15 protein-coding genes are annotated in these 12,881 nt (G+C 58.5%); 7 read left to right on the top strand and 8 right to left on the bottom strand.

The window, feature by feature from the left end; translation table 11 throughout:
- The 5 genes from iolG to ACXAH3_RS11050 all read left to right on the top strand — a co-directional run bounded on the left by iolG (position 1) and on the right by ACXAH3_RS11050 (position 7,018).
- Entirely contained in the window at positions 1 to 990 is a 990-nt protein-coding gene (iolG, locus tag ACXAH3_RS11070; protein ID WP_474862325.1) for an inositol 2-dehydrogenase, read from the top strand.
- Positions 991 to 1,525: 535 nt separating this feature from the next.
- Positions 1,526 to 2,476 carry a taurine ABC transporter substrate-binding protein gene (locus ACXAH3_RS11065; RefSeq protein WP_474862324.1) on the top strand — a complete coding sequence of 317 codons (951 nt, stop codon included), beginning with the start codon at positions 1,526 to 1,528 and terminating at the stop codon, positions 2,474 to 2,476.
- 147 nt (positions 2,477 to 2,623) lie between these two features.
- Positions 2,624 to 3,430: an ABC transporter ATP-binding protein gene (locus ACXAH3_RS11060; RefSeq protein ID WP_474862140.1), complete on the top strand. Its 807-nt coding sequence runs from the start codon at positions 2,624 to 2,626 to the stop codon at positions 3,428 to 3,430.
- Entirely contained in the window at positions 3,427 to 4,701 is a 1,275-nt protein-coding gene (locus ACXAH3_RS11055) for an ABC transporter permease (protein ID WP_474862139.1), read from the top strand. Before ACXAH3_RS11060 ends, ACXAH3_RS11055 begins: the two co-directional genes overlap by 4 nt.
- A 343-nt stretch (positions 4,702 to 5,044) precedes the next feature.
- Entirely contained in the window at positions 5,045 to 7,018 is a 1,974-nt protein-coding gene (locus tag ACXAH3_RS11050) for a DEAD/DEAH box helicase (RefSeq protein ID WP_474862138.1), read from the top strand.
- Here the strand turns inward: ACXAH3_RS11050 and ureG are convergent.
- From ureG to ureC, 4 genes are read right to left on the bottom strand one after another with little or no spacing between them, the layout of a single operon-like run.
- On the bottom strand, positions 7,015 to 7,626 hold the full coding sequence (gene ureG, locus ACXAH3_RS11045; RefSeq protein WP_474862137.1) for an urease accessory protein UreG: 612 nt from the start codon (positions 7,624 to 7,626) through the stop codon (positions 7,015 to 7,017). The genes ACXAH3_RS11050 and ureG overlap by 4 nt on opposite strands.
- Positions 7,623 to 8,267, bottom strand: coding sequence for an urease accessory protein UreF (locus ACXAH3_RS11040; protein ID WP_474862136.1), 645 nt, complete (start codon positions 8,265 to 8,267; stop codon positions 7,623 to 7,625). The genes ureG and ACXAH3_RS11040 overlap by 4 nt, the downstream gene beginning before the upstream one ends.
- The gene (locus ACXAH3_RS11035; RefSeq protein ID WP_474862135.1) at positions 8,257 to 8,694 is read right to left on the bottom strand and encodes an urease accessory protein UreE; all 438 of its coding nucleotides are present in this window, start codon (positions 8,692 to 8,694) and stop codon (positions 8,257 to 8,259) included. Before ACXAH3_RS11035 ends, ACXAH3_RS11040 begins: the two co-directional genes overlap by 11 nt.
- Before the next feature lie 10 nt (positions 8,695 to 8,704).
- Positions 8,705 to 10,414, bottom strand: a complete 1,710-nt coding sequence (ureC, locus tag ACXAH3_RS11030; protein WP_474862134.1) for an urease subunit alpha — start codon at positions 10,412 to 10,414, stop codon at positions 8,705 to 8,707.
- On the opposite strand from ureC, the gene ACXAH3_RS11025 reads away from it, so the two are divergent.
- Together ACXAH3_RS11025 and ACXAH3_RS11020 are read left to right on the top strand one after the other, a co-directional pair.
- Entirely contained in the window at positions 10,404 to 10,778 is a 375-nt protein-coding gene (locus ACXAH3_RS11025; protein ID WP_474862133.1) for a hypothetical protein, read from the top strand. The two genes, ureC and ACXAH3_RS11025, sit on opposite strands and share 11 nt — an antisense overlap.
- A gap of 33 nt (positions 10,779 to 10,811) precedes the next feature.
- Positions 10,812 to 10,946, top strand: a complete 135-nt coding sequence (locus ACXAH3_RS11020) for a hypothetical protein (RefSeq protein WP_474862132.1) — start codon at positions 10,812 to 10,814, stop codon at positions 10,944 to 10,946.
- 119 nt (positions 10,947 to 11,065) lie between these two features.
- On the opposite strand, the gene ACXAH3_RS11015 is transcribed toward ACXAH3_RS11020, so the two are convergent.
- The 4 genes from ACXAH3_RS11015 to ACXAH3_RS11000 are packed head-to-tail and all read right to left on the bottom strand — an operon-like array spanning position 11,066 to position 12,628.
- Positions 11,066 to 11,371 (bottom strand): urease subunit beta, encoded by a 306-nt coding sequence (locus ACXAH3_RS11015; protein ID WP_474862131.1) that lies wholly within the window; start codon positions 11,369 to 11,371, stop codon positions 11,066 to 11,068.
- Positions 11,368 to 11,517, bottom strand: a complete 150-nt coding sequence (locus tag ACXAH3_RS11010) for a hypothetical protein (protein WP_474862130.1) — start codon at positions 11,515 to 11,517, stop codon at positions 11,368 to 11,370. The genes ACXAH3_RS11015 and ACXAH3_RS11010 overlap by 4 nt, the downstream gene beginning before the upstream one ends.
- Positions 11,518 to 11,529: 12 nt before the next feature.
- Positions 11,530 to 11,832 carry an urease subunit gamma gene (locus tag ACXAH3_RS11005; protein WP_474862129.1) on the bottom strand — a complete coding sequence of 101 codons (303 nt, stop codon included), beginning with the start codon at positions 11,830 to 11,832 and terminating at the stop codon, positions 11,530 to 11,532.
- Between the two features lies 1 nt (position 11,833).
- Positions 11,834 to 12,628, bottom strand: a complete 795-nt coding sequence (locus ACXAH3_RS11000; RefSeq protein WP_474862128.1) for an urease accessory protein UreD — start codon at positions 12,626 to 12,628, stop codon at positions 11,834 to 11,836.
- Positions 12,629 to 12,881: the final 253 nt, after the last annotated feature.

The following is a 12,881-nucleotide window of genomic DNA, read 5'->3' as shown; positions in this document are numbered from 1 at the left end:
ATAGTAAAGATCGGACTATTAGGCTGTGGGCGCATCGGACAGGTCCATGCACGCTCGATTAACCAGATCGAAGGCGCGATTGTTCGCGCAGTTTCTGATGCGTTCCCCGAAGCGGCAAAGGCGCTGGCGGCAAAGACTGGTGCCGCAGTGCTTGGCACGGAAGCTTTGATCGACAGTCCCGATGTGGATGCAGTGGTTATCGGCACGCCCACTGATACCTACTTTGATTTGATCCATACAGCAGCTCGTGCAGGTAAGGCGATCTTCTGTGAAAAGCCTGTGGACCTGTCGTCGGACCGGATCCGCGACTGCATAAAAGTGGTGGAAGAAACAGGCGTTCCCTTCATGACCGCCTTCAATCGGCGCTTCGACCCCAATTTCGCCAATGTGCAAAGGTGCATAGCAAACGGAGAAATCGGAGAGGTCGAGATCGTCACCATTCAGTCACGCGATCCGACTCCGCCTCCTCATAGCTATGTTAAAAGCTCGGGGGGATTGTTTCGGGACATGATGATCCACGATTTGGACATGGCCCGATTTTTGTTGGGTGAGGAACCCATCAGCGTCTATGCAGTCGGTGCGGCGTTGGTGGACCCAGAAGTTGGCAAACTAGGAGACGTCGATACAGTTGCCGTTACCTTGACCACGGCCAGTGGGAAGATTTGCCAGATCTCGAACTCTCGCCGAGCCAGTTATGGCTATGATCAGCGGATCGAAGTGCATGGTGCAAAAGGCATGATCCGTGCCGAAAATATGCTTGAGAACACCGTTGAGTTAGCAACCGAAACAGGCTTTGCGAAGGCACCCGCCCAGCACTTTTTCCTTGAGCGGTACGAGGCTGCATACCGTGCGGAAATGGATCATTTTGTGCAAAACCTTTCACAGAAGGCCCACCCGGCACCGAGTATAACTGACGGTCTGCGCGCTCAGTTGTTGGCGGATGCAGCAACGGATTCGCTAGAGCGTAGCGCGCCAATTTTCTTGGGTTAGCCACCATTGGACAAGTCCGTGTAAAGCCGTGTTAGGTCTGATTAAACGCGCGTGGCGGGGAGGGGCTCGGTGGTGTTGTGGCACCTAACTTCGGGTTTGACGAACTGCGCCTGCGGGGTCGCAAATGCAGCGTTCGAGTGCTTCCCGATGATGCCTGAACATATTCTGGCCGAAAAACACCAGAATCAGTCGACCCATTCGGTGCAGGCAGCAGAATTTTACATATCACCGAGCATTACAAAACCGAGGGACTTGGCGGCTTATCTGTTTTGATCTCATCCCAATTTGGCACGAATAGAACTGCATCGAAAATCGGCAGACCCAGAAATATGACGCTGAAACCTCTAAAAAAAGAGGGTCACCTGAATAGAACTCTTTACTGGGGTTTGCGTCGCTTACATAGTGATATGGCTAAGTCCTAAACGAAACAATGCGTCCGCCACGAAGACGGGCCGAACCAATAACCAACCGGGAGAGAAACATGAAACCTAAATCCATTCGGAAAGCCATTGCGGCTCTGGCCGCTGGGACCGCCATGCTGACCGCGTCGCATGCCAGCGCTGAAGAAATCACAGTGGCCTATTTCCTCGAATGGCCGATGCCGTTCGAATATGCCAAGCAAATGGGCACCTATGACGAAGCGCTGGGCGTTAAGGTTAACTGGGTCAGCTTTGAATCGGGCGTGAAAATGTCTGCCGCCATGGCGTCGGGCGATGTGCACCTTTCGGTCAGCCAAGGCCTGCCGCCTTTCGTGGTTGCCACTTCGGCAGGGCAGGACCTGCAGATCCTCGACGTGGCCGTAAGCTATGCTGACAACGACAATTGCGTCGTTCGCTCGGAACTGGAAATCGACAAGACCAACGCAGGCGAACTGGCCGGCAAGAAAGTGGCCGTGCCACTTGGTACTGCTGCGCATTATGGTTTCCTGAAGCAGATGAGCCACTTCGGCGTGGATGTGGCAAGCATGGACGTGGTGGATATGGATCCGCCTGATGCTGCGGCCGCAATTGCCCAAGGCTCGATCGACATGTTCTGTGGCTGGGGCGGATCACTGCGTCGAGCGCTGGAGCATGGCAACGTGTTGCTGACCGGCGACGAGAAAACCGAACTCGGCATCCTTGTATTCGACGTGACATCGGGCCCGGCGGGCTGGGTTGCCGAAAACAGTGAACTGGTGTCAAAGTTCCTGAAAGTAACTGCTGATGCCAACGCGATGTGGGCGGACGAAGCAAACCACGCCGAAATGCTGCCGGTGATCGCCAAAGATGCGGGCATGGATGAAGATGCCACCATGGCGACCATTTCGACCTTTAGCTTCCCAACTGTGGAAGAGCAGCTGGGCGAAGCCTGGCTGGGTGGCAATGCCCAGACCTTCATGAAAGGTGTGGCCGACGTGTTTGTCGAGGCACAAAGCATCGACAGCGCGCTGGACAGCTATGACGGTGCCGTAAACACCGGTCCGCTTGCCGCCGCAGGCAGCATGTAAGACGTTACACAAGTGCGGCCCGGAATGTCCGGGCCGCCTTTATCTCACAGCTGCTATTGCGTCCTGCCGGTTGGCCCTTTCGGGCACGTATGAACGGACACGACAAGCAGCCAGTGCAAAGCAACACACAATCAGGAAAGGCAGGCCATGTCAGGACTGTCCATCGAAAACGTCTCTATGCGTTTTGACCTGCCAAACGGCAGTTCAGTGCAGGCGTTGAAAGACGTATCGCTCCACCTTGAAGAAGGCGAGTTGATGAGCGTGCTTGGCCCATCGGGCTGTGGCAAGACAACGCTTCTTAATATCGTGGCCGGTTTTCTGGCCCCCACCGAAGGTCAGGTGGTTATGAACGGCCATACCTGCATTGGACCAGATGCCGAACGCGGCATGGTGTTCCAGCAGGGCGCGCTTTTTGAATGGATGGATGTGCGTGAAAACGTCAGCTTCGGTCCACGTATGAAGGGCCAGAAAGAGGCTCAGTGGGGCGAGCATGTCGATCATCTGCTTGATGTCACCGGTCTGGGCGATTTCAAGGATAAAGCGATTTACGAATTGTCCGGTGGGATGCAGCAGCGTGTTGCCTTGGCCCGCTGCCTTGCCAATGACCCTGATGTCATCTTGATGGATGAGCCCTTGGGTGCGCTTGACGCGCTGACCCGTGAAAAGATGCAGGGCTTGGTTCTGAAGCTTTGGAAAGAGACCGGCAAGACCATCATCCTGATCACCCACTCGGTGGAAGAGGCGCTGCTTCTGGGCGAACGCCTGCTTGTGATGGCCCCGCGTCCGGGACGTATCCACAAGGAATACCGGCTGCCCTTTGCAGACATGGGCGTCGGCGCCGACCTGCGCGAGGTTAAGAAACACCCTGACTATGCCCCGACCCGCGAAGAGATCCTCGAGATGATCTGGGATATGGAAGAGGAAATCATGGGACGCACGGAGGACAACCAATGACCGGCTTCATCATCCTTCTTGTCTATATCGCGATCTTTGCTGGGTCGTTCTTTGTCATCAAGTTCCTCGTGCAACGCGCACGGGCGGACTATACCTCTCTGAAAACCGTCACCTTTGGCGATGAAAGCGCGGTGGTCTCGAACCGATGGGCCAGCGTCATTTCGGTGCTTACGATCTTCCTGATTTGGGGGGCGTTTACCGGCTCGAGTTGGGTGCCGGGGTTCCTACAGGCACCATCCCCGTTTGTTGGCGAAACCTCGTTTGACTACACGTTGGACGACGGCAACGGAAATCGCGATGACGCCACGGTCTTTGTTAAGGTTTTCAACTTCGGTGAAGACTTGGTGAAATTCAAAGTCGAGCCGGGCGAAGGGATCGCCAAGGACGACGCCGTCGCCATGACCGCCTCGCGTACACAAACGGTTCTGTTTGACCAGAACGACGACGCCACGCGAAAAGAGGGGGCATCGATTGTTGCGATCGAAGGCGCGCCGATTTCGGCAGGCGAGGTTATTACCAATGACAAAGGCCGCTTTACCCTGACTGACAAGGGTGCGATCAGTTTCACGCCCCCCAAAGGCCTGCAAATGGACCCGGTCTATCTTCCTCCGCCCGAGGCCGTGGTGGACCGCGTGATCGAGATTGGCAGCGAAGGCTATCGTGGCAGCACGCTTGCGGTGCATCTGGGATATTCGCTGTTCCGCGTCATTGCGGGCTTCGTTGCTGGGGCGCTGGTCGGCATCCCGCTTGGCTATGCAATGGGTCTTAATGGCTGGTTCCGCGGTTGGTTCGACCCGATTGTAGAATTTATGCGGCCCGTACCGCCATTGGCCCTGATCCCACTGATCATCATCTGGTTCGGTATCGGCGAGACAGGCAAGATCATCCTGTTGTTCTTGGCCGCGCTTTGGATCATGGCCATTGCGGCCCGGTCTGGCGTGTCGGGCGTGAACATCTCGAAAGTACATGCAGCATATTCACTGGGGGCAAGCAAGTGGCAGATCATGCGCCACGTGATCGTGCCCAATTCACTGCCCGAAATTTTCACCGGCGCCCGAGTGGCAATGGGAGTCTGTTGGGGTACGGTGGTCGCCGCCGAACTTGTTGCCGCGTCCGAGGGGGCAGGGATGATGATCATGGTCGCGTCCAAGTTCACCCTGACCGACATCGTTCTGATGGGGATCATCCTGATCGGCGTGATTGGCTTCGGCATCGACATATTGATGCGCAAAGCCGAGAACATTTTGGTGCCTTGGAAGGGCAAACACTAGGCGCTTTCCGCCTTAGGTGAGAAATGAAACGCGCCGGGCTTAAGTGTCCGGCGCGCTCGAGGGTTGGTTTCTTGAGCATCTCAAAACTTTGAAATGTGCATAAGCCAGACACACGCTTTTGCCCCGGCGAAGGTCAATAAAGGGGCAGCAGCATGCCCGTGTTGTGGCTTGATGAAAGGCGTAACTGCGTGTTGCTTTGACGGCCTGGCGGGCGATTTGGATGTAACATCAGGGCAAACAGACCTATACAAACGCTGTTTCACCCGATAGACCGCGCCCTTAACCTTGGATAAGGCGCAGGCAGTGGGTTTGCGCCAGCCGGGACATGCAAAGAACCTCTATCGTGAAACAAACCATCGCAGATGCGCTTGCCCGCAAGGGCTATGACACTTTGACCCCTGTTCAGCAGGCGGTCACAAATCCAGAACTGGAAGGCCGCGACCTGTTGGTGTCGGCCCAGACCGGATCGGGGAAAACGATTGGGTTTGGGCTTGCCATCGTGCCAACCTTGCTGGGCGAGGACGACACGTTCGGCCAATCCGGCGCACCGCTGGCCTTGATCATCGCCCCCACGCGCGAACTGGCGATGCAGGTGAAACGCGAGCTTGGCTGGCTTTACAAGGATGCGGGTGCCTTTCTGGCGTCTTGTGTGGGCGGCATGGATATGCGCGACGAACGCCGCGCCTTGGCACGTGGCACGCATGTGGTTGTCGCCACGCCGGGCCGTTTGCGTGACCATATCATGCGCGGGTCCATCGATCTGACGCAGATCCGCGCTGTGGTGCTGGATGAAGCGGACGAGATGCTGGATCTGGGTTTCCGCGAGGATCTTGAGTTCATTCTGGAAGAAACGCCTGAAGGTCGCCAAACGCTGTTGTTTTCGGCCACCGTGCCTGCTGCGATCAGTAAGCTGGCGAAAAGCTATCAGCGCGATGCCGAACGTGTGTCGACCGTGGGCGAGCAGAAGCAACACAGCGATATTGAATATCGCGCGATGACCGTCGCTGCCCAAGACAATGAAAACGCGATCATCAATGTTCTGCGCTATTACGAAGCCCCGAACTCGATCGTGTTCTGCAACACCCGTGCCATGGTCTCGCGCCTGACGACGCGCCTGTCGAACCGAGGCTTTGCAGTCGTGGCCCTGTCGGGTGAGCTAACGCAAAGCGAACGCTCCAACGCGCTTCAGGCGATGCGTGATGGCCGCGCGCGGGTTTGCGTGGCGACCGACGTAGCCGCGCGCGGGATTGACTTGCCAAATCTGGATCTTGTGGTCCACGCCGAGCTGCCCTCGAGCCACGAAACGCTGCTGCACCGCTCGGGCCGCACCGGGCGCGCTGGGCGCAAGGGCGTCAGTGCGTTGGTGGTGGTGCCGTCAGCACGCAAAAAGGCCGAACGCATTCTGAAGTTCGCCAAGCTGAAAGCCGATTGGGGCCCTGCGCCCTCGGCCGAGGCGGTATCGGGGCGTGATGAGGAACGGATGCTGGCCTCGGACGATTGGACGGTCGAGATCACAGAAAGCGAACAATCCGCTGTCGCGCAACTGGTCGAAAAATTCTCTCCTGAACAACTGGCCGCTGCTTATCTTCGGCAATACAAAACCCGCCATTCGGCTCCGGAAGAGTTGCAGGAATTCACGGACCAGAAACGCAAGCCGAAGGGCCCGTTTGGTCCCAGTGTGTGGTTCTCGATCTCGGAAGGACGCAATCAGAACGCCTCGCCGCGTCATTTGCTGCCGATGATCTGCAAGGCGGGCAAGATCACCAAGGACGAGATTGGGGCGATCCGTATCGCCGACGATCAGTCCTATATCGAAATCCGTGAAAGCGCCGTGGATGGGTTCGTATCCGCCATCGGTTCGGGAATGCGGATCGAGAAAACGAAAGAAGTCGTGCGGCTGGACGGCGTGCCGGATGTTCCGGAATTCAAGCGTCCGAAGCGGGATTTTGACAAGCCCGGAAAGCCGCGTCACCGCAAGGGTAACACGCCCCCGGTTGATTGGAACGACGATCCCGCGCCCAAGCGCCGCAAGCCAAAGCCCGAAGATCGCAAGCCGCGTAACAAAGGTCCGAAGAAAGAACGCGACCCCAGTGTGCACGGCGCGGTGGCCCCAAAGCGGTCCTCTGATGAAAAGCACAAGGGCAAGCCGAAAGGGGCCGCAGGTACGTCCGAACGTGGAAAAGGCAAACCCCGCAAGGACGTACCGAAGGGACCGCCTCCGCCCAAGGGCAAGCCCAGCAGCAAGAAAAACCGCGCCCGCGCGGCGGCCGCAAAAGCACGCAACGGCAACGACACGCCGAAGCGTCGTAAGGGTTAAAGGCCGCCGATCTCGCGAATGCGGTCGGAAATGTCTGCAACGCCTGCGCCTTGGCGAAGGGATGCAAAGATCGTGGGAAGGGCAGGGCGCATCTTGGCTGCGTCCCGTTCCATCACCGACAGGCTGGCGCCGACATGCGGTGCCAGATCAGTTTTGTTGACGACCAGAATATCGGACCGTGTGATTGCGGGACCGCCCTTGCGGGGGATCTCTTCGCCCGCGGCAACATCGATGACATAGATGGTCAGGTCCGCCAGCTCGGGCGAGAACGTGGCCGACAGATTGTCGCCGCCGGATTCGATCAGCACCACATCCAAATCGGGATGCTGCGCGTTCAAATCGGCAATCGCTGCCAGATTGATCGAGGCGTCCTCGCGGATTGCGGTATGCGGGCAGCCACCGGTTTCCACTCCCTTGATCCGATCCGAGGGCAGCACTTGCCGTTTCAACAGCGCGTCTGCGTCTTCCTGCGTATAGATGTCGTTGGTCACGACCGCCATTGACAGCTCGTCACGAAAGGCTTCGCACAGCGCGGCGGTCAAAGTGGTTTTGCCCGCGCCGACGGGGCCACCGATGCCGATCCGAAGGGGGCCATTTGGGCTGCTCATGTGCGGAAAATCCTTGAGTATTGGGTTTCGTGGCGCATCGCGGCGATGTCGGTCATCAGGGCTTGGGCGTGGATTTGCTCCAGATCCCCATCTGCGGTCTGTTCGGCTAGCGTTTCGCACAGCTGTGACAGGCGTCGCAGCATGCCAAGCGCCTCTTGCTGACCCACTGGCAGCAATCTTTGCCCGGCGGCAATCAGGTTTGACAGAAAGGCTTGCAGGTACATTTTCTGGGTCAGTGCGAGCGGCAATTCTGCATGTGCGGCAGCTGCACCCAGCGCGACCGGATAGGTGAACCCCTGCAGGGCAATGTCCCAGACATTGACTGCGATGCCAAAGGCGGTGCCTTGAGTCGTTGTTTCAAGAAGCCGTTCTTTCGAGGCCGACAGAGCGCGGGCAAATTGGTCGATCTCGGTCAGTCGGGCAGGGGTGTCGGCGTGATAAGCAGCGGCCAGAAGAAGCGCATCCGCCTGACCGGCGCCGTGCTCCAGCACATCAGAAAGCCAATTCTCAAGGTCCGAACCGTTTTGAACCCAACCCCGATCAACTGCGCCTTCCAGTCCGTGGCTATAGGCATAGGATCCCACCGGAAACGCCGGCGACAACCATTGTACTAAGGTCAAAACCTGCGTTTCAGTGTGCATGAGAATGCGTCCGTCCGTGACCATAAGCGCCGCCTTCGGGCGTGAAAGGTTCACGCACATTTGTAACGTCCGCCCCAAGTTTGATCAGCATGTCCCGCAACACGTGATCGCGCTGGATCAGAATGCGGTCGGCTTCGATCTGACAAGGGGTGTGGCGGTTGCCGATATGCCAAGCAAGCCGCACGAGGTCGCCGCGCACGTCCAGAAGGTCTTCGGTCGCGGCAACCACACCGACCAGACGCCCATCGTCAAGAAGGAAGGCCTCGTTACTGCTGACGGATTTGGTTTGCGACAGATCGACCAGAAACCGCATCCCACGTTCGGTTGTAAGCACTTTGCGGCGCAAAAATCGCGCGTCATAGTCCAAGACCACTTGATCATCGTCGACATGGGCGTGTTCGACTTTGCGACAGACGGGTAAGGTCACGGGGGTCTCCTTAGAACATGAAATAGCGTTGCGCCATGGGCAGAACTTCGGCGGGTTGGCAGGTCAAAAGCTCGCCATCCGCGCGCACCTCATAGGTCTCGGGGTCGACCTCCATATGGGGGGTGGCGTTGTTCAACATGAGGTCTTTCTTTCCGATGTCGCGGGTGTTGGTTACCGCCAAAGTGGACTTGGCCAGCCCTAGTCGATCCCTGATCCCCGCCGCCTGTGCCGCTTCGCTGACAAAGGTGACGGCCGAGTGTTCGACCGAACGGCCATAGGCCCCAAACATTGGGCGCGAATAGACCGGCTGCGGCGTTGGGATCGAGGCATTCGGATCCCCCATCTGCGCACACGCGATGGTGCCGCCCAACAGAACCATTTCCGGCTTTACGCCGAAAAAGGCCGGGTTCCACAGGACCAAATCCGCACGTTTGCCTTCTTCGATGCTGCCAATTTCGTGGCTGATCCCATGCGCGATTGCCGGGTTGATCGTGTATTTCGCGATATAGCGGCGGACACGGTGATTGTCGTTGTCGCCCACCTCTTCAGACAGCCTTCCGCGCTGTTTCTTCATCTTGTCGGCGGTCTGCCATGTGCGGATCAGCACCTCGCCCACGCGGCCCATGGCCTGACTGTCCGACGCGATGATGCTGAAGGCCCCCATGTCGTGCAGAATATCTTCGGCAGCGATGGTCTCACGGCGGATGCGGCTTTCAGCAAAAGCCACGTCCTCGGGGATGGACTTGTCCAGATGGTGGCAGACCATCAGCATGTCCAGATGTTCCTCGACCGTGTTCACGGTGAAGGGGCGTGTCGGGTTCGTGGACGACGGCAAGACGTGTTGTTCGCCGCAGATTTTGATGATGTCCGGTGCGTGCCCGCCGCCCGCGCCTTCAGTGTGGAACGCGTGGATGGTGCGGCCTTTCATAGCCTTCACGGTGTTTTCGACAAAGCCGCTTTCGTTCAGCGTGTCGGTGTGGATCATCACCTGCACATCCATGTCGTCAGCCACCGACAGACAGCAGTCAATCGCGCCCGGCGTGGTGCCCCAATCCTCGTGCAGTTTCAGCGCGCAGGCGCCGCCCAAGACCTGTTCTTCCAGCGCCGCAGGAAGCGAGGCATTCCCTTTGCCCGCGAAGGCCAGGTTCATTGGGAACGCATCCGCTGCTTGCAACATCCGCCCGATATGCCAAGGCCCCGGCGTGCAGGTGGTGGCCAGGGTGCCATGGGCCGGACCAGTGCCGCCGCCCAGCATCGTGGTTAGACCGGAATGCAGCGCGTCCTCGATCTGTTGTGGGCAGATGAAATGGATATGGCTGTCGAAGCCGCCAGCGGTCAGGATGCGACCCTCGCCGGCAATCGCCTCGGTGCCGGGGCCGACAATGATGTCGACGCCCGGCTGAGTGTCTGGATTGCCTGCCTTGCCAATCTTGGCGATGCGCCCTTCTTTCAGGCCCACATCGGCCTTGTAGATCCCTGTATGATCCACGATCAGCGCGTTGGTGATCACCGTGTCCACGGCCCCTTCGGCGCGTGAGGTCTGGGCTTGGCCCATCCCATCGCGGATCACCTTTCCACCGCCAAACTTGACCTCTTCCCCATAGGTGGTCAGGTCGCGCTCAACCTCGATGATTAGGTCTGTATCAGCAAGCCGCAGCTTGTCGCCCGTGGTTGGGCCAAACATGGCGGCATAGTCTTGGCGGGAAATCGTGGCTGGCATATTGGATCAGTCCTTGGGGGAAGCTTTCGCAGCGAAATCAGGCACCGCGGGCTTCGAGGGTGTGCGCGAGCGGCGGGAGGGGCTCGATTTGGTGTCTTTCGCGCCGGTTTTCGGTTTGGCCGAAGCGGGGGTCGATTTGGATTTCGCCGCGGGGGGCTTGGTTTTTGCCGTTGATGCCTTTGCCTTGGGGGTCGGTTTGGCCTTCGGCGTTGCGGTTTTGGCTGGCGGCTTTGACGCGGCTGCTTTTGGTTTCTCTGCTGGGGTTTTGGCCTTGGGCTGGACCATTTTCGCGGCGGGCTTTTCGGCTGCTGTCTTTGGCGTCGCCGCCTTCGTTTTCGGTGCTACGACTGCGGTCTTCGGCTGAACGACCTTAAGCGCGGGCTTGGAGGTGTCAGCCTTGGAAGGGGATGCCTTTGCTTTAGATGAGGCAGCTTTCGTCTTCGGTGCCGCAACCTTCGCCTTGGGTGCCATGGATTTTGCGTTTGGCAGCGGCATCCGGATCAAGGGGTTGGCGCTGAGCGCGGATTTATAGAATGCCATGGCCGCCTTTTCTTGCTGGGCCAAAACCATCTGTGTGAAATACATGGCGTCCAGTGTAGCGCCTACGGAAAGTGCAGCAATATTCATCGTATTCTCCGTGTTTATAGGGGGTTACAGATCTCCCATGACCTGTTGATTGAAGCCAAAAATGCGCCGCGCGCCTGCGATGGGCACCAGCTGCACCTCGCGGCGCTGGCCGGGTTCAAACCGGACGGCCGTGCCCGCCGCAATGTCCAGACGATAGCCATGGGCGTCTGCGCGATTGAAATCGAGCGCCGCATTGGCTTCGGCGAAATGATAGTGTGATCCGACCTGCACCGGGCGATCGCCCGTATTGGCGACCATAAGGGTGATCGTGTCGCGCCCTGCGTTCAGGGTGATCGTGCCCTCGGCGGGGAAAAGCTCTCCTGGGATCATGAGCGGTTCCAGACGGCGGCAATCGCGACCAGCAAAAGAACAGATAAGGCCAGCCCCAGAAAATCGGCGGCGTGGAAATGGGCTGTCTTGTCGCCATGGGCGAAGGCCGGCGTGGCGGCTAGGACGAAGGGAAGTGCGTATTTCAAAGCAAGCCTCGCTTAGCGGATGGGGTTGTGTACGGTCACCAGTTTGGTGCCGTCTGGGAAAGTCGCTTCGACCTGAACGTCGTGGATCATCTCGGCGATGCCATCCATGCATTGCTCGCGGGTCACTACGTGAGCGCCCGCTTCCATCATGTCGGCGACCGACCGGCCATCGCGCGCGCCTTCGACCACGGCGTCGGTTATCAGGGCGATGGCCTCGGGGTGGTTCAGTTTCACCCCACGTTCCAAACGTTTGCGCGCGACCTCGGCGGCCATGGCGATCAACAGTTTGTCTTTTTCTCTTGGCGTTAGGTTCATGTCACAGCATCCAGCAACGGGGCAGCCCATCAGGGCTGAGAAGGTTTAGAATTGGGATCAGGGCTTGGCGCAGAGCAAAGCTGTCAGGGGCAAGCGCGCGCAAGACCAGCACGTCGTCCTGCAGAAGGCTGGCACCGCCATGATCGGGCAAGAGGTTTCGGACCGGGCCCAACTGCGCCTCGGCATCTGGGGCGACATAGACCAGAGAGACCATCGCCCGCGCGCCATCTGCGACGCCGGGGCGGTCAAGCTGTGCCTGTACATCGCCTTGCCAACGGGTGGCGTCCAGATAGATCGGACTGCCTGCGCGTCGGATCTGAACGCGATCCCGGAAATGGGCGTAACGCACGGTTTCGCCCATGGCCGCGCGCCCGAACATCAAAGGCTCGACCATCATAAAACGAGCATCGTCTTCCAGTTGCACGGTCAGCGATCTGTCCAGCGCGCAATCGTTGAACAAAATGGTTTCTTGCGGCAGCCAATTCAGTCGTGCACCCGGGCCCACGGTCAGACAGGTTTCCAGGGCACCAACTTCGCCGGGCTGAGCGCGATAAGCACGTTCCGCGGTTTGGGTCGACAGGGTCAACATTGATCCAGGCAGAGCCTTGGCTTGAACTTGGAAATGATCGCCGCCTGTGATGCCTCCGGCGGTGTTTACAAGCACAGCCTCGAGCGCTGTGCCCGAGGTGCGGGGGAATAGGCATTTCAACGATCCCGACTGTCGTAATCGGTCCAAAGACGTACCCGCGTCACCACGTTTAACACCTAGCGCGACGGCCCCGCGTGCCCGCGTCATGACGGGTACGGCAGACTGCGAAGATATGTCGAGATGACGTGTGATGGCGGCCCCCCAAAGGCATGTCGTTCAAGGAGAGTTTGGGGAACGTCTTTGGGACTCACCACGAAAACCCGCAGTCAATCGCCCGCCTGTTTGTCGCTGCCTGTTTTTCAGGCGATCGTTGTGCGACTTGCCCAAATTTCTAGCAACAGCAAGTAATCTGTGGTCTACATAATGTAGACATTTGCCATTTGCCTTACCTTGCCGCGAC

Source organism: Aliiroseovarius sp. ABM4_368 (assembly GCF_056161205.1).
Note: the sequence above shows the minus strand (reverse complement) of the source record. Positions and strands in the feature narration are given on the sequence as shown.

What these genes read in the sequence shown, in the direction of transcription:
- ACXAH3_RS11065 (WP_474862324.1), top strand. Translation starts at nt 1,526, where the DNA reads ATGCTGACCGCGTCGCATGCCAGCGCTGAAGAAATCACAGTGGCCTAT.
- ACXAH3_RS11060 (WP_474862140.1), top strand. Translation starts at nt 2,624, where the DNA reads ATGTCAGGACTGTCCATCGAAAACGTCTCTATGCGTTTTGACCTGCCA.
- ACXAH3_RS11055 (WP_474862139.1), top strand. Translation starts at nt 3,427, where the DNA reads ATGACCGGCTTCATCATCCTTCTTGTCTATATCGCGATCTTTGCTGGG.
- ureG (WP_474862137.1), bottom strand. Translation starts at nt 7,626, where the DNA reads ATGAGCAGCCCAAATGGCCCCCTTCGGATCGGCATCGGTGGCCCCGTC.
- ACXAH3_RS11040 (WP_474862136.1), bottom strand. Translation starts at nt 8,267, where the DNA reads ATGCACACTGAAACGCAGGTTTTGACCTTAGTACAATGGTTGTCGCCG.
- ureC (WP_474862134.1), bottom strand. Translation starts at nt 10,414, where the DNA reads ATGCCAGCCACGATTTCCCGCCAAGACTATGCCGCCATGTTTGGCCCA.
- ACXAH3_RS11015 (WP_474862131.1), bottom strand. Translation starts at nt 11,371, where the DNA reads ATGATCCCAGGAGAGCTTTTCCCCGCCGAGGGCACGATCACCCTGAAC.
- ACXAH3_RS11005 (WP_474862129.1), bottom strand. Translation starts at nt 11,832, where the DNA reads ATGAACCTAACGCCAAGAGAAAAAGACAAACTGTTGATCGCCATGGCC.
- ACXAH3_RS11000 (WP_474862128.1), bottom strand. Translation starts at nt 12,628, where the DNA reads ATGACGCGGGCACGCGGGGCCGTCGCGCTAGGTGTTAAACGTGGTGAC.